The sequence below is a fragment of the Microbacterium sp. NPDC019599 genome (assembly GCF_040632175.1).
GTDB lineage: Bacteria > Actinomycetota > Actinomycetes > Actinomycetales > Microbacteriaceae > Microbacterium.
In genome coordinates, this window is sequence record NZ_JBEYBL010000007.1 from 22,085 (window position 1) to 36,665 (window position 14,581).

General features: G+C 71.0%; 12 protein-coding genes. 7 read left to right on the top strand and 5 right to left on the bottom strand.

Annotation, left to right across the window (positions count from 1 at the left end; genetic code table 11):
* Positions 1-69: 69 nt before the first annotated feature.
* Genes ABZ477_RS12970 through ABZ477_RS12980 form a run of 3 tightly spaced genes read left to right on the top strand, consistent with a single transcriptional unit; the run spans position 70 to position 2,923 of the window.
* Complete coding sequence (locus ABZ477_RS12970; protein ID WP_360133497.1) at positions 70-1,362, top strand: sensor histidine kinase; 1,293 nt, start codon at positions 70-72, stop codon at positions 1,360-1,362.
* Entirely contained in the window at positions 1,350-2,051 is a 702-nt protein-coding gene (locus tag ABZ477_RS12975) for a response regulator transcription factor (RefSeq protein ID WP_360133500.1), read from the top strand. The genes ABZ477_RS12970 and ABZ477_RS12975 overlap by 13 nt, the downstream gene beginning before the upstream one ends.
* Complete coding sequence (locus tag ABZ477_RS12980) at positions 2,048-2,923, top strand: hypothetical protein (RefSeq protein WP_360133502.1); 876 nt, start codon at positions 2,048-2,050, stop codon at positions 2,921-2,923. The genes ABZ477_RS12975 and ABZ477_RS12980 overlap by 4 nt, the downstream gene beginning before the upstream one ends.
* 82 nt (positions 2,924-3,005) lie before the next feature.
* Here the strand turns inward: ABZ477_RS12980 and ABZ477_RS12985 are convergent, their stop codons facing one another.
* Positions 3,006-3,512 carry a GNAT family N-acetyltransferase gene (locus tag ABZ477_RS12985; RefSeq protein WP_360133505.1) on the bottom strand — a complete coding sequence of 169 codons (507 nt, stop codon included), beginning with the start codon at positions 3,510-3,512 and terminating at the stop codon, positions 3,006-3,008.
* 327 nt (positions 3,513-3,839) lie between these two features.
* Here ABZ477_RS12985 and ABZ477_RS12990 point away from each other — a divergent pair, with 327 nt between their 5' ends.
* The 4 genes from ABZ477_RS12990 to ABZ477_RS13005 all read left to right on the top strand — a co-directional run bounded on the left by ABZ477_RS12990 (position 3,840) and on the right by ABZ477_RS13005 (position 10,388).
* Entirely contained in the window at positions 3,840-4,400 is a 561-nt protein-coding gene (locus ABZ477_RS12990; protein ID WP_360133508.1) for an acyl-CoA thioesterase, read from the top strand.
* 144 nt (positions 4,401-4,544) lie between these two features.
* Positions 4,545-5,165 (top strand): hypothetical protein, encoded by a 621-nt coding sequence (locus tag ABZ477_RS12995; protein WP_360133511.1) that lies wholly within the window; start codon positions 4,545-4,547, stop codon positions 5,163-5,165.
* Between the two features lie 140 nt (positions 5,166-5,305).
* Positions 5,306-9,082 (top strand): bifunctional proline dehydrogenase/L-glutamate gamma-semialdehyde dehydrogenase, encoded by a 3,777-nt coding sequence (locus tag ABZ477_RS13000; RefSeq protein ID WP_360133514.1) that lies wholly within the window; start codon positions 5,306-5,308, stop codon positions 9,080-9,082.
* A 307-nt stretch (positions 9,083-9,389) separates the two neighbouring features.
* Entirely contained in the window at positions 9,390-10,388 is a 999-nt protein-coding gene (locus ABZ477_RS13005) for a LacI family DNA-binding transcriptional regulator (protein ID WP_360133924.1), read from the top strand.
* A 127-nt stretch (positions 10,389-10,515) separates the two neighbouring features.
* On the opposite strand, the gene ABZ477_RS13010 is transcribed toward ABZ477_RS13005, so the two are convergent.
* Genes ABZ477_RS13010 through ABZ477_RS13025 form a run of 4 tightly spaced genes read right to left on the bottom strand, consistent with a single transcriptional unit; the run spans position 10,516 to position 14,493 of the window.
* The gene (locus ABZ477_RS13010; RefSeq protein ID WP_360133517.1) at positions 10,516-11,175 is read right to left on the bottom strand and encodes a DUF624 domain-containing protein; all 660 of its coding nucleotides are present in this window, start codon (positions 11,173-11,175) and stop codon (positions 10,516-10,518) included.
* Positions 11,172-12,068, bottom strand: coding sequence for a carbohydrate ABC transporter permease (locus ABZ477_RS13015; RefSeq protein WP_360133520.1), 897 nt, complete (start codon positions 12,066-12,068; stop codon positions 11,172-11,174). The genes ABZ477_RS13010 and ABZ477_RS13015 overlap by 4 nt, the downstream gene beginning before the upstream one ends.
* Positions 12,069-12,082: 14 nt before the next feature.
* Positions 12,083-13,087 (bottom strand): sugar ABC transporter permease, encoded by a 1,005-nt coding sequence (locus ABZ477_RS13020; RefSeq protein WP_360133523.1) that lies wholly within the window; start codon positions 13,085-13,087, stop codon positions 12,083-12,085.
* A gap of 59 nt (positions 13,088-13,146) precedes the next feature.
* A complete protein-coding gene (locus ABZ477_RS13025; RefSeq protein WP_360133526.1) occupies positions 13,147-14,493 on the bottom strand; it encodes a sugar ABC transporter substrate-binding protein in 1,347 nt (448 codons plus the stop codon).
* Between the last annotated feature and the right edge of the window lie 88 nt (positions 14,494-14,581).

Consider the following 14,581-nt stretch of genomic DNA (forward strand, 5'->3'; position numbering starts at 1 on the left):
GGATAACCGGAAGAGAAGACTCCGGATGCCTCGGGGGCGCTCGCCGACGTGCAGTTCTAGCTTGGAGGCATGACTTCAGGCACCCCCGCCCCCGCACCATCCTTCGCACCGCCCCCACGCCAGGCGAGCGTCACCTCGCCCGCTCGCGTCGCCGGCGCGGTCGCGCAGCTCGCGGCGCTCGGCGTCCTCGGCCCCGCGGCCGTCACGCTCCTCTTCTCGTTCCTCGGGCTGGGCCTCGGACTCCTCCCCGTGCTCGGGATCGGCATCCTGTTCCTCGTCGCGCTCGTCTACATCCTCTTCGGCCTCGCGTGGGTCGAGGCGGCGCGCGTCGACGGACTCTACGATTTCGGTCTGCCCAAGCGCCGGCTCCGCTCGAGCGGGCGCCCGGGGTTCGGCGGCTGGCTGCGCACGCTGTGGCTGCAGACGATCGACCCGTCCGTGTGGCGGGGCATCGCGAGCCTCGCCGTCGCGACGATCCTCGGCTGGATCACGGTCCTGCTCGTAAGCGTCTTCGCCTCCGGCGTCGCGCTCGCCTTCGCTCCGATCTACGCCGGGAGCGACTTCGTCCGGATCGCGCGCACGGGACTGCGCGTCCCCGTCGAGTGGGCCATCCCGGCCGGGATCCTGCTCGCGATCCTGTCGATCGCGGCGATCGTGGGGCTCGCGATCCTGCACGGGGTCCTCGCCCGCGCGATCCTCGTGCCCTCGCGCGAGGCGCAGCTCGCCGAAGCCGCCCGCACGTCGAACGTGCAGCGCGCGGGCGCCGTCCGCGCCGCCGACGTCGAGCGCACCCGCATCGAACGCGACCTCCACGACGGCGTCCAGCCCCGGCTCGTCTCGGTCGGCATGACCCTCGGCCTGGCTCAGCAGAAGATCGACACCGATCCCGCCGCGGCCAAGGCCCTCATCGACGAGGCGCACACCTCGACGAAGGCGGCGATCACCGAGCTGCGACAGCTCGCGCGCGGCATCCACACCTCGGTGCTCGACGACCGGGGACTCGACGCGGCGCTCTCGGCCCTCGCCGGGCGGTCGGTCATCCCCGTCGTCCTGGACGTGCGCCTGGACGGCCGCTGCAGCCGCGACACCGAGGCCGCCGCGTACTTCACGATCGCCGAAGCCCTCACCAACGCCGCGAAGCACTCGCGCGCGACCGAGTGCCGCGTCGTCGCCCGGCTCCGGGACGGCGGGATGCTGTGGGCGCGCGTCGAGGACAACGGCATCGGCGGCGCGCAGGTCGTGCCGGGCGGCGGGCTGGACGGGATCGTCAACCGCGTCGTCGCGGCGGGCGGCACCATCCGCATCGACAGCCCCATCGGCGGACCCACGAGCGTGGAGGTGAGCATCCCGTGCGCATCCTGATCTGCGAAGACTCGGCGCTCCTGCGCGAAGGGCTCGTGCGGGTGCTCGAGGACTCGGGCCACACCGTCGTCGCGGCGGTCCCCGATGCGATGCACCTGGAGCAGACGGTCGCCGAGACGGCTCCCGAGCTGTGCATCCTCGACGTGCGCCTCCCACCGACCTGGACGGATGAGGGCATCCGCGCGGCGCTCGCCCTCCGGGCCGTCCGCCCCGAGCTGCCTCTGCTCGTCCTGTCGCAGTACGTCGAGGAGCGCTACGCCGCCGACCTCATCGGCGCCAAAGGCGGCCCGCTCGGCTACCTCCTCAAGGACCGCGTCGCCGACGTCTCGGACTTCCTCGACGCGATCGGCCGCATCGGGGCCGGCGCGACTGTGCTCGACCCCGAGGTCGTCGCGCAGCTGCTGAGCCGGCGGACGAGGGACGAGCGGATGCTGCGCCTCACCGACCGCGAGGCCACGGTGCTGGCGCTCATCGCAGAGGGTCGCTCGAACCAGGCGATCGCCAAGACGCTCTTCATCTCCGAGGGCAGTGTCGAGAAGCACGTGACCTCGCTCTTCCAGAAGCTCGACCTCGAGCCGGACGAATCCGGCAACCGGCGGGTGCTCGCAGCGCTCGCACATCTCGAACACGGCGGCCCGCGGCCGCACGACCAGGGCGGCGCCGCGCCGCAGTCAGGAATGAACCGATGACCACGACTCTCACCCCGCCCCCCGCCGGCACCGACGTCCCGCCCCCGGGTCAGCCGTCATCCAACCCGGCGGCGCGGGTCATCGCGATCCTGATCATCGTCTTCGGCGGGCTCGTGGTCGTCGGCACGCTCGTGTCGGCCCTCATCACGACGATCGCGTCGGCCTCCGTCGAGACGTCGACCCGGACCGCCGACGCCGCGGTCGTCGCGAGCCTGGATGTCGACCTCGCGGCCGGGTCGCTGCGCATCGAGTACGCCGACGTCAGCGACGCCGAGCTCGAGGTGACGGGGTCCGGCGGCGCCGACCGCTGGACGCTGCGCGCCGACGGCGACGAGCTCATCGTGTCGTCGCCGCAGGGCTGGTTCAACGGCGGCTGGTGGCCGTTCGGCGGAGGCTGGCCGTTCGGCGAGAACGGCGTCGGCGATGCGACGCTCCGGCTGCCTCAGGAGCTCGAGGGGCTGGATGTCGACCTCGGCCTCGCCGCAGGCGAGCTGTTCGTCGACGACGGCGACTTCGGCGACCTCGCGCTCGACATGGGCGCGGGCCGCGCGCAGGTGACGGCATCCGTCGACACGATCACGGCGGACGTCAGCGCCGGTGCCGCCGAGCTCGACCTGGAGAACGCCCGGGAGGCGACCTTCACCGTGAGCGCGGGTGCGCTGGACGCCGTCCTCTCAGGGCTGCAGCCGGACTCGCTCGACCTGTCGGTGAGCGCCGGCGCGCTCGACGTCACGGTGCCGGCGGGGGAGTACGACGTGTCGTCCGACGTCTCGGCCGGTGACTTCGACAACCGGGTCGGGTCGACCCCTGGCGCGGACCGCACCATCACCGTGGACGTCTCGGCGGGCAAGGCGATCCTCCGCGCCGAGTGATCGGCCGGGCCCCGGCTTCGGGCCCGGCTTCACGAAAGAGAGGCCCCACCGTCCGGTGGGGCCTCTCTTTCGCGTTCGCGGGTCAGCGCACGAAGCGCACCTCGGTGAGCGTTTCGCCGAGGAAGGGCTCGGTGTGCGCGGCGCCGTCGAGCTCGAAGCCGTTGCGCGTGTAGAAGCGGTGGGCGCGCGGGTTGTCCTCCGCGACCCAGAGGTACAGCTTCTCGTCGGCCTCGACGACCGAGTCGAACAGCTTCTGGCCGATGCCGGTGCCGTGCCACGCGTCGAGGAGGTAGATGAAGTACAGCTCGCGGAAGCGCGGCGCGTCCTTGTCGCGGGCGGGACCCGAGCCCGCGAAGCCCACGATCTCGCCGTCGACGAGGGCGGCGAACATCCTGAAGTCGGGACCCTGGACGGCCCAGTGGGTCCACAGCTCGGCCATGCGGCGAGGCGAGATCTTCTCGAGCGCGGCCTTGCTGATGAGGTGGTCGTAGGTCTCGTGCCAGCAGGTCGCGTGGACGCGGCCGAGGGCCTCTGCGTCGACGTCCCTGACCGGACGGACGACGATGTCGGTCTGGATTTCGGCTTCCATGGGGTGACTCTACGCTCGGGCTCGAAGAGCGCGAAATCGAGCGGATGCCGCGGCACGACCCGGGCGTGTCCGGTTCCGTCGCCCCGCGATGCGCGGGATCGCTCCCACGGTTTGGGTGGTCGTCGAAGCCGCGCGAAGTTCGCCCGAGACCACGCGCGACGACCGGTGGGCGGCCGGGGCGTGCGCCGCGCTCAGGCGTTTCGTCTCGCGGAGACCCGCACTGAGCGAGCGAAGCGAGTCGAAGTGTCGCGCAACGACCGGATGAGGTCTGTGGGAAGGCCACAATCCGATCGGCGGTTCGTTCCGCGATGGTTACCATCGCTCCTCGTGAACGTGATCTGGCGGACCCTCCTCATCACCCTGGGAGCACGGCTTCGACTGCGACTGGGCCGCGGGCTCGCGCCGACGGACGTCGGCCGCATCCGCCTCACGACGCTGCCGACCGACATCGACGTGCTGCGCCACATGAACAACGGCCGCTACCTGTCGCTGTTCGATCTCGGGCGCTGGGATCTGCTGATCCGCACGGGCATGGCCGGCGCCATGCGGCGGCATGGGTGGTACGCCGTGGTCTCCAGCGAGACCGTCACGTTCCGCAAGTCGCTCGAGCTGTGGCAGCAGTTCGTCGTCGAGTCGCGCCTCCTCGGTCACGACGACAAGGCCGTGTACCTCGAGCACCGCGCGGTCGTCGACGGCGAGATCTACGCGCGGGCCATCATCCGCGCGCGCATGCTCAAGCGCGGAGGCGGCACCCTCTCGCACGAGGAGCTGTTCGCGGCGGTCGGGCGTCCCGACGACCTGCCGGACGTCGAGCCCTGGGTGCACGACTGGGCTGCGGCATCCGCTCTCCCCTCGACGCGCGCGCAGGCGCCGAGCATCTGGGACTGAACCGGCACAGCGGTCGCACCTGCCCCTGCGCCGCGGGTAGCGCACGTCGCAGCACCTGGCAAGGGGTTTGCCGCGGCACGTCCCGTGGGGTTGCGTCGACTGAGCGGCCGAGACCCGTTCGGCCGCTGCACCGAAGGAGGGCCCGTGGACAGCACAGCACTCATCTGGATCATCCTCGCGATCGCGGCCGCACTCGTCGTCGTGATCGTGATCGCCTTCTTCGTCGCTCGGCGCAACAGCGGGCGACGGGATGCCGTCCGCCACGAGAAGGCCGAAGACCTCCGCGCACGGGCGCGGCAGTCGGCCGTGGCCGCAGAGGAGGTCGAGGCGCGCCGGGCGAGGGTTGAGGCCGACGCCGCGACGGCGGCAGCCGAAGCGGAGCGTGCCAAGGCGCGCGCGGCGCAAGCCGAGGTCGACGCGCGCCGATACGCCGACGAGCACGCGGACGAGGTCGAGAAGCACCGCCAGGAGGAGGCCGAGATCCGCCGCAAGGCCGACGAGCTGGACCCGTACGTGGATGGCGACGCCGCTCGCTCCTCAGCCGCCGGAACCCCGGCCGGCAGAATCACCAAGGACCGCTACGGCGAGCCCCCCACAACGACGGATCGAACAACGGCCCGCGCCGACGACGCGGTCGACGACTCCCAGTCGGCCCCGAGCAGCGTCCGCGAGACGCCCGCCGGCGTCGATGAAGACCCCGTCGCGCACCCGACCGGCGACACTGCAGGCACCCCCGGCCCACGTCGCCGCGGCGACGCCGTCTGACATCCGGCGACGAGGCGCCCCCGTCCCAGGACGCGGGGCGCCTCGCTCATTCTCCGCGCGGGAGCGGCTCTCATGCAGTCCTCACCTGACACCGCCGCCATCGCCACCCGATGGACGGCGCGATGACGGATGCTGGAATCATGCCCCCGACGCACCCGTCCTTCGAGCCGCCCGCGGATCTCGCCGATCGCGCCGTCTCGCTCGCCCGGCGCTGGATCGCCGAGAGCGCCGACGTCCAGGTGGACTCTGCAGCGGAGCGTCTCGCCGGCGTCCTGAAGGACCCAGACGGACTGCCGTTCACGATCGGCTTCGTCGACGGCGTCATGCGCCCCGAGAGCCTGTCGGCCGCGGCATCCGCTCTGCATCGCGTGGCTCCGCTCGTGCCGGACTTCCTCCCGTGGTGGCTGCGCGGCGCAGTGCACGCGGGCGGTGCGATCGCGCCCGTCCTGCCGGCGCCCACCGTGCCGATCGCGCGGCGCGTCCTCCGCGAGATGGTCGGACACCTCGTCGTCGACGCGCGTCCCGAGAAGCTCGGCCCCGCGATCGAGGCCCTCCGCGCCGACGGCGCGCGGCTCAACCTCAACCTGCTCGGGGAGGCGGTGCTCGGCGAACAGGAGGCGCTGCGCCGCCTCGAGGGCATCCATGACCTCATCCGGCGGCCGGATGTCGACTACGTCTCGGTCAAGGTCTCGGCGATCGCGAGCCACATCTCGATGTGGGCGTTCGACGAGGTCGTGGAGCTCGTCGTCGAGCGGCTGCTCCCGCTTTACGTCACGGCGGCGGGCTCGGCGACGTTCATCAACCTCGACATGGAGGAGTACCGAGACCTCGACCTCACGATCGCGGTCTTCACGCGCATACTCGAGGACCCGCGCCTGCATGCGCTCGAAGCCGGCATCGTGCTCCAGGCGTACCTGCCCGATGCGCTCGGCGCCCTCGACGGCCTCACCGCGTGGGCGCAGGAGCGCGTCGCGGCCGGCGGAGCGCGCATCAAGATCCGGCTCGTCAAGGGCGCGAACCTTCCGATGGAGCGGGTGGATGCCGTCCTGCACGGCTGGAGCCTCGCGACCTACGACGCGAAGGTCGACTCGGACGCGAACTACCTGCGCTGCCTCGACGCCGCGCTGCGAGCGGAGAGCACGAAGGCCGTCCGTGTCGGCGTCGCGGGCCACAACCTGTTCGACATCGCGTTCGCGTGGCTGCTTGCGGGGGAGCGCGGCCTGCGCGCGCCTTCGATGGGCTCGGGGCAGGCGTCCGGGCTTCCCGACGGAGGCCCCGACGTCGAGTTCGAGATGCTGCTCGGGATGGCGCAGGGGCAGGTGGCCGCCGTGTCGCGCGATGTCGGCCCCGTCCTGCTCTACGTGCCGGTCGTGCGACCGGACGAGTTCGACGTCGCGATCAGCTACCTCGTGCGCAGGCTCGAGGAGAACGCGTCGAGCGACAACTTCCTCTCCGCCGCGTTCGACCTCGCCGAGGACCCCGCCGCCTTCGATCGCGAGCGCGACAGGTTCACGGCATCCGTCGCCCGCGCCGCCGAACCGGACCTGCGGGCGACCCCGAAGCGCACGCAGGACCGCGGAGCCGCGGCATCCGCCGGGCTGCGGGCCTCGTCGCGCATCCTCCGCGAACAGCCCGCTCCCGAGGACGGGGGCCTCACCGAGGTCGTGCTCGGCATCGCCCGGTCGGCCGCCGCCGAAGACAGCAGCGAGACGTCGCCCATCGAGCCGACCGCCGAGGAGCAGCTCTTCGCGGGCGACGCGTTCGTCGAGACGGCCGTCTTCGCGCGCCGCGAGTCCGGCGCGCGCGCATCGGGCGCGCCGGGCTTCCGGAACGCGCCGGACTCCGACCCGGCGCTGGCCGCCAATCGGGAGTGGGCGCGCGGCATCCTGTCCCGCATCGAGGTCTCGACGGCCGGAGACGCGACGATCGATGAGGCAGGCATCCGCGACGCCGATGCCCTCGAGGCCGTCGTGCGGCGGGTTCGGGATGCCGGAGCCGAGTGGGGCGCGAAGCCCGCGGCGGAGCGATCCGCAGTGCTGCTCGCGGCAGCGCGCGCCCTCGAGGCGCGGCGGGCCGAGCTGATCGAGGTGGCGGCGTCCGAGACGGGGAAGGTCTTCGCGGAGGCCGATGTCGAGGTCAGCGAGGCGGTCGACTTCGCGAACTACTACGCCGCGACGGCTCGCGAGCTCGACCGCGTGAGCGGCGCCGTCTTCGTGCCGTCGCGCGTGACGGTCGTGACGCCGCCGTGGAACTTCCCGCTCGCGATCCCCGCGGGCGGCGTGCTGGCGGCGCTCGCCGCGGGATCCGGTGTGATCTTCAAGCCGGCTCATCAGGCCCGGCGGTGCGGAGCGGTCCTCGCCGAGGCGCTGTGGGAGGCGGGCGTGCCGCGCGACCTCCTCGCACTCGTCGCGATGCACGAGGGCGCGCTCGGCCAGCAGCTCGTGTCGCACCCCGACGTGGACCGTGTGATCCTGACCGGCTCGTGGGAGACGGCGGCGCTCTTCCGCTCGTGGCGGCCCGACCTGCCGCTGCTGGCCGAGACGAGCGGCAAGAACGCCATCGTGGTGACGCCGTCCGCGGACCTCGACCTCGCGGCATCCGATCTCGTGCGCAGCGCCTTCGGCCACGCCGGCCAGAAATGTTCAGCGGCGTCGCTTGTCATCCTCGTCGGCTCGGTGGGGCGCTCGCAGCGCTTCGCGCGCCAGCTCGTGGACGCCACGACGTCGCTGCGCATCGGGCCGCCGAGCGATCCGCTGTCCGAGGTCGGCCCCGTCATCGAGGTGCCGCACGGGAAGCTCGAGTGGGCGCTCACGACCCTCGACGAGGGCGAGCGCTGGCTCGTCGAGCCCCGGCGCCTGGACCTCGGGCCCGACACGGCGGGCCGGTTCTGGACGCCCGGTATCCGGACCGGCGTCCGGCCCGGGTCGCGCTTCCACCGCGAGGAGTTCTTCGGCCCCGTCCTCGGCGTCATGCACGCGCCGTCGCTCACGGAGGCGATCGAGCTGCAGAACGCCGTCGCCTACGGGCTGACGGCGGGCCTGCACACCCAGAACCCGGACGACCTGGCGCTGTGGCTCGACCGCGTCGAGGCGGGCAACCTCTACGTCAACCGCGGCATCACGGGCGCCATCGTGCAGCGGCAGCCGTTCGGCGGCTGGAAGCGCTCGTCGGTCGGCGCCGGCGCCAAGGCCGGCGGTCCGAACTACCTCGTGGGCCTCGGCTCGTGGCGGCCCTCCGCGGGCGGCAAAGCCTCGCGCACGCTGCACCTGCGCGGCCTCGACACGCGCATCACCGAGGTCATCGAAGCCGCCCAGCCCTCGCTCGACTACGAGGGCTTCGACTGGCTGCGCCGAGCCGCCCTGTCGGACGCGATCGCGTGGGATCGCGAGCTCGGGCAGGTGAAGGATGCGTCGCACCTCGGCGTCGAGCGCAACCTGTTCCGCTACCGCGCGGTGCCGCAGGTCGCCGTGCGGGCGACGCCCGACGCCGCATGGCACGTGCTGCTGCGCGTCGCGATCGCGGGAGTGCGCTCCGGCGCGGGGCTCACGGTGAGTGCGCCGGCAGGGCTTCCCGCCGCCGTGCGGCGCGCACTGTCGGCGCAGCACGTGCACGTCTTCGTCGAGACGGACGACGAGTGGCTGCACCGGATGTCGCACCCCGGTGCCGCCGACGAGGCGGGGGGAGCAGCATCCTCTCGTCCTTCGCGAGCCCGTCTCGTGGGCGGCGCCGAGTCCGTCGCGGCCTTGCATCGCGCGCTCGCGACGGCTGTCGGCGGCGACCCCGACCTCGCGGTCTACCCGAACGCGGTCACGACGGCGGGCCGGCTCGAGCTGCTCCCGTTCCTGCGCGAGCAGTCGGTCACGATCACGGCGCACCGCTTCGGGAATCCGGACGGCTGGAGCGACGAGGTCATCTGACGGGGCGGCGGGTGCGGCGCGCCGCACCGCTTCGTCACCGATCCCCGCAACGCTTCACTGGACGGGGGCGATGTCTGCGACATTGCGGCTTTCTGCGACTTTGCGGTGCGGGCGACTAGTCCTACAACGTTGTAGAAGAGACTAGAGTGGTGGCGGAACGGGGAGGGTTCACCGCCATGGATAGAGTTCATTCGTGACTGATGCCGACGCGCCGCGCAGCGACGTGCACGACGGTCCCGAAGCAGACGAGGCGCCTCCCGCCTCGGCGCACGCGCCGCTCACCCGCCGCCCGCGCGCCGCCGTCACGATGCACGAGGTCGCGGCCCGCGCCCGTGTCTCGATCAAGACCGTCTCGAACGTCATCAACGGGTATCCGCACATCCGCCCGGCGACGAAGGAGCGGGTCGAGAAGGCCATCCAGGACCTCGGCTACAAGGTCAACGCCTCGGCGCGCAACCTGCGACGCGGGCGCGCGGGCGTCATCGGTCTCGCGTTGCCCGAGCTCGCGCTGCCGTACTTCGCCGAGCTCGCCGACGAGGTCATGAAGGCTGCGGAGCGACACGGCGTCTCCGTCCTCATCGAGCACACCGGGGCACAGCGCTCGCGGGAGTTCGACGTCCTGCGCAGCGACCGACGCAGCCTCACCGACGGACTCCTCTTCTCGCCGCTCGAGATGGCGCAGGACGACGTCGGCGCGCTCACCGTCGACTATCCGCTCGTGCTGCTCGGCGAGCGCATCTTCGGCGGGCCCGTCGACCACGTCACGATGGCCAACGTCGAGGGCGCGCGCGCCGCGACGGCCCACCTCATCGAGCGAGGGGCGCGCCGCATCGCCGTCGTCGGCTCCCACGAGGGCGAGGTCGTCGGCTCGGCGGCTCTCCGCCTGAACGGGTACCTGCAGGCGCTGAACGAGGCCGGCATCCCCATGGATCCCGAGCTCATCCGCGAAGCGGGGCTGTGGCACCGCTCCACGGGCGCCGAGGCGACCCGCCGCATGCTCGACGACGGCGTCGCCTTCGACGCGGTGTTCGGTCTCAACGACGCGCTCGCGCTCGGCGCACTCCACGAGCTGCACCAGCGGCACGTCGACGTTCCGGGTCAGGTGAAGGTCATCGGCTTCGACGACATCGAGGATGCCGCGTACTCGACTCCGACCCTCTCGACGATCTCGCCCGGCAAGCAGCAGATCGCCCGCACGGCCGTCGACTTCCTCATGGAGCGGATCTCGACGCCCGAGCTGCTCCTCGGCCCGCGCTACGTCGAGGCGGAGTTCTCCGTCGTCGCGCGGGAGTCGACCGGCGGCTGATCCCGGCCCGTGGCGGGCGTCCGGGCGTTTCGTCTCGGGCGCGCTGCGCGCGGCCCCGCTCAACGACCGAGAAGATGATCGGTCGTTGAGCGAGCGAAGCGAGACGAAACGCGCCGAACCGCTGAGCTCAGCGCGCGGATGCCGCGACGGCCGGAGCCGACAGCATCCCGGTGAGCAGCAGCGGCAGCGCCGCACCGAACAACAGCGCGATCGGCGGGACGAACCAGTAGACCAGCCCGACCGCCGCGAGCACCGCGAGGATCGCGAAGCCGCGAGCCGGGAAGAGCGCGGGCGCGAGCAGCACGAAGCGCACGCTCGGCGCCCAGGGGTCGGCGTGCTCGCCCGCCACGATCGGGAGGTAGGCGAGCGCGACCGCGAGGTAAAGGACGACGACGAGCAGCGCCGCCCCCATCGCGGCGCGCACCGCGCCCTGGGCGGCGCCGAGCATCCAGACGTCGGCGGCCACCAGCATCCCGGCCCCCCAGAAGGGGAGCGCGAGCAGGTTCGCGCGCACGAACCGCGCGCGCCAGTGCGACCAGAAGTCGCGCCACAGCGACGTGCTCGGATCGGTCGTCGCGAGCCGCGCCGTGAGCGCGCGGGCGGCGCTCGCCGCAGGCGCGAGGCCCGCGACGACACCGCCCGCGAGGGTGCCCGCGATCATCAGCAGGTTGATGCCGACGAGCTGCGTCACGACGCGCAGCACGGCCATGACGACGCCCGCCCAGCCCGGCACGTCGGCCAGGTCGGCGCTGGAGGCGGGGCGCGGTCGCTCGCGGATGTCCGTCATCCCTTCGTCCCCGTGAGGGCCACCGACTCGATGATCTGCCGCTGGAAGATGAGGAAGACGATGAGGATCGGCAGCAGCGCGATGAAGCTCGCGCCCATGATCAGCGGGTAGTCGCGCTGCGTCGCGAACTCGACGTTCAGGTTGGCGATGACGACCTGCAGCGTCTGGTTGGCCGGCGTGTTGAGGTACAGGATCGGCGCGAGGTAGTCGTTCCAGATCGCCATGAACCACAGGATGAACTGCGCCGCGATCGCGGGGCGGATGAGCGGCACGACGATCGTCGCGAACACGCGCGGGTGCGAGGCCCCGTCGATGTACGCCGCCTCGATGAGTGAGTCCGGGACGCTCTGCAGGTACTGCCGCAGGAAGAAGATCATGACGATGTTCCCGAACAGGAAGGGCACGATCAGCGGAAGGAGCGTGTCGACCCAGCCGAACTTCGCGAACATCGTGAACTGCGGGATCATGATCGTCGGGTAGGGGATCATGAGGCCCGCGAGGAGCCCCAGGAAGATCGCGTTCTTGTAGGGAAGCCGCATCTTGGCGAGCGCGTAGGCCGCGAGGGTCGACGTGAACGAGCCGATGATCGTGACGGTCAGCGCCACGATGAGGCTGTTCTGGATGCCGGACAGGATGGGTGCGGCATCCCACATGCGCGTGTAGGTGTCCCACTGCGGATCCTCCGGGATCCACACGGGAGGCAGCGCGAAGACCTCGGGCTTGGTCTTGAGCGACGTGCTGACCATCCACAGGAGCGGTCCGAGCATGATGATCGAGCCGATCGCCAGGACGACGAACAGCACGACGTTGACGAGCCGCGTGCGGCCCTTCTCAGTGGACGGCGTGAGGCGGCGGTTCTTGGGAACCGTCAGTGCGCGGGTGTGATCCGACATTCGTTCCGGCTCCTTTACTCGACGCTGAACTCGTTGCGCCGGTTGAGGCGGAACTGGATGAGGGTGACGACGAAGATGATGATCCCGAGCACGACGGCCATCGCGGTCGCGTAGCCCATCTCCTGGTAGCGGAAGGCCTGCCGGAAGATGTACCAGACCACGGTCGCCGAGCTGAACTCGGGGCCGCCGTTGGGGGTCATGATGTTGACCTCGGTGAACAGCTGGGCGCCGCCGATGATGTTCGTGACGACGAGGAAGAATGTGACCGGGCGCACCATGGGCACGACGATGCTCCACACGCGCTGCGCGGCGTTCGCGCCGTCGATCGTGGCGGCCTCGAGCATCGAGCGAGGCACCGACTGGATCGCGGCAAGGTAGAGGAGGGTCGAGTATCCGAGGCCCTTCCAGATGGCCATGATGATGATCGCGGGCTTGACGGTCGCGGTGTTCTGCAGCCAGTCGGGACCCTGGATGCCGAACCAGGCCAGGACCTGATTGATCATGCCGTAGTCGCCGTTGTAGGCGAACTGCCACACGATCGCGACGGCCGCGAGCGACGAGACGACCGGCACGTAGTAGATCGTGCGGAACGCGGTCTGGCCGAAGATGCCCCGGTTGAGCGCGAGCGCGAGCAGGAGCGAGAGCGCGAGGCCGATCGGGATGCCGATCATGTAGAAGAACGTGTTCCACAGCGACGTCAGGAAGTACTGGTCCTTGAACAGACGCAGGTAGTTCTCGAGGCCGATGAAGGTCATCTGGCCGAGGCCGTTCCAGCGGGTCAGCGATGCGTAGACGGCGTACCCGAGCGGGTACACCGTGAACACGAGGAACCCGATGACGGGTGCCGCCATGAACAGCGCCGCCCAGCGGTGCTCCGTGCGGTGGAGGCGATTGACCTCCTTCCGCGTGCGCATCGGCTCATCCGGCTGCCACGGCTCATCCGTCGTGGCGGCCAGTTCCGTCGCCGTCACGGCCGCGATGGTCGCGCGGGCCGTCCTGGTGTCGCCCAGTCCTGACATGTCGCTCCTCGTGGGGTGAGCCGGCACCCCGCTGACGGGGTGCCGGCTCGGTTGGCGGATCAGCCCGCCGCGGCCGCCTGCTCGGCGCGGAGGTTGGACTCGTCGAGCAGCTCCTGCATGCGGGGCTGCACCTCCGCGAGGTAGTCCTCGGCCGTCTGCGTGCCGTCGAGGACGGGCTGGATGTTGGTCCAGAGCTCGTCGTACCAGGCGGCGCCGTACGTGAACGCGGCCGGCATCGGGCGGCCCGTCTCGCGGACGATGTTGAGGAACTCCTCGCGGTTGGCCGGCTCGGCGTCGGGCTCGGCAGCCCACTCCTTGGCCATGTCGATGAGGTTCGGCACCTGGATGTTCGCGTCCACGAGCGTCTCCTGGGCCTCGCGGTCGGTCGAGAGGTAGGTCACGAGCTCGACGGCCGCTTCGGGGTTGCCGGTCGTCGCCGAGACGCCGATGCCGAGGCTGCCGACCCACGTCGCGGGCTCACCGGTCGAGCCGACCGGCCAGGGGATGAGGTCGTATTCGAAGTCGAGGTCGTTGTAGACCGAGACGTCCCACGGACCGACGGGGAAGAAGCCGATCTCGCCGGCCATCCACCGCTGGTAGGTGTCCAGCGTCGCGGCGTCCGACGCGCTGGGCGTCACGCCGTAGACGTTCGTGAGGTCGGCGAAGTACTGCAGCGCCTCGGCGAACTCGGGGGTGTCGACGGTGACCTCGGTGCGGTCCGCGTTCGTCCAGTCGCCGCCGTTGCTCCACACGAGCGCCTGGAGGTTCCACATGACGTTCAGGCCCGTGCCCCACTGGTCGAGCGCGCCGTCGCCGTCCTTGTCGACCGTGAGCTGCTCGGTCACGTCGACGAACTCGTCCCACGTGTAGCCGTCCTCGGGCGAGGGGAGCGGGATGCCGGCCTCTTCGAGCATCGTCTTGTTGTAGCCGAACGCGAACGGACCGACGTCCTTGGGCAAGCCGTACAGGCGACCGTCGGGCGTGCCCTGCAGCTCGCCGTCGAAGCGGTAGGAGTCCACGCCGAAGGGCCAGATGTTGTCGAGGTCGACGTCGCTCTCCTCGATGAGATCGGTGATGTCCATCAGGACGCCGGAGTGCACGTACGACTGGAGGTTCGCCTGCTCGATGTAGAAGACGTCGGGCACCTTGCCGCCCGAGACAGCGGCCTGCAGCTTCGTGGCGTACTGGTCGGCATCCGTGACGATCATCTCGACCTTGATGCCGGTGTCCTCGGTGTAGCGCTCGATGGCCGCCTCGTAGGCCGCCTTCTCATCGGGCCCGCCGCGGAACATGAACTGGATGGTGTCGGCGTCTCCCGAGCCGCCGCCGCTGCCGCACGCCGTGAGCGTGAGCGCTGCGACTCCTGCCACGGCCGCCATCGCGGCAGCGGTCCTGATTTTCCTCATTGTGAGTACCTCCGGGGTATGTATCGGAGGTCGCGGGAGACTCGCCTGGTGCACATCGGCGTGAGTGCGAGCTTGTCGCCGTGTCGCC

Excerpts from the sequence above, each read along its gene's own strand:
- ABZ477_RS12970 (WP_360133497.1), top strand. The coding sequence starts at position 70 with ATGACTTCAGGCACCCCCGCCCCCGCACCATCCTTCGCACCGCCCCCA.
- ABZ477_RS12980 (WP_360133502.1), top strand. The coding sequence starts at position 2,048 with ATGACCACGACTCTCACCCCGCCCCCCGCCGGCACCGACGTCCCGCCC.
- ABZ477_RS12985 (WP_360133505.1), bottom strand. The coding sequence starts at position 3,512 with ATGGAAGCCGAAATCCAGACCGACATCGTCGTCCGTCCGGTCAGGGAC.
- ABZ477_RS13000 (WP_360133514.1), top strand. The coding sequence starts at position 5,306 with ATGCCCCCGACGCACCCGTCCTTCGAGCCGCCCGCGGATCTCGCCGAT.
- ABZ477_RS13005 (WP_360133924.1), top strand. The coding sequence starts at position 9,390 with ATGCACGAGGTCGCGGCCCGCGCCCGTGTCTCGATCAAGACCGTCTCG.
- ABZ477_RS13010 (WP_360133517.1), bottom strand. The coding sequence starts at position 11,175 with ATGACGGACATCCGCGAGCGACCGCGCCCCGCCTCCAGCGCCGACCTG.
- ABZ477_RS13015 (WP_360133520.1), bottom strand. The coding sequence starts at position 12,068 with ATGTCGGATCACACCCGCGCACTGACGGTTCCCAAGAACCGCCGCCTC.
- ABZ477_RS13020 (WP_360133523.1), bottom strand. The coding sequence starts at position 13,087 with ATGTCAGGACTGGGCGACACCAGGACGGCCCGCGCGACCATCGCGGCC.
- ABZ477_RS13025 (WP_360133526.1), bottom strand. The coding sequence starts at position 14,493 with ATGAGGAAAATCAGGACCGCTGCCGCGATGGCGGCCGTGGCAGGAGTC.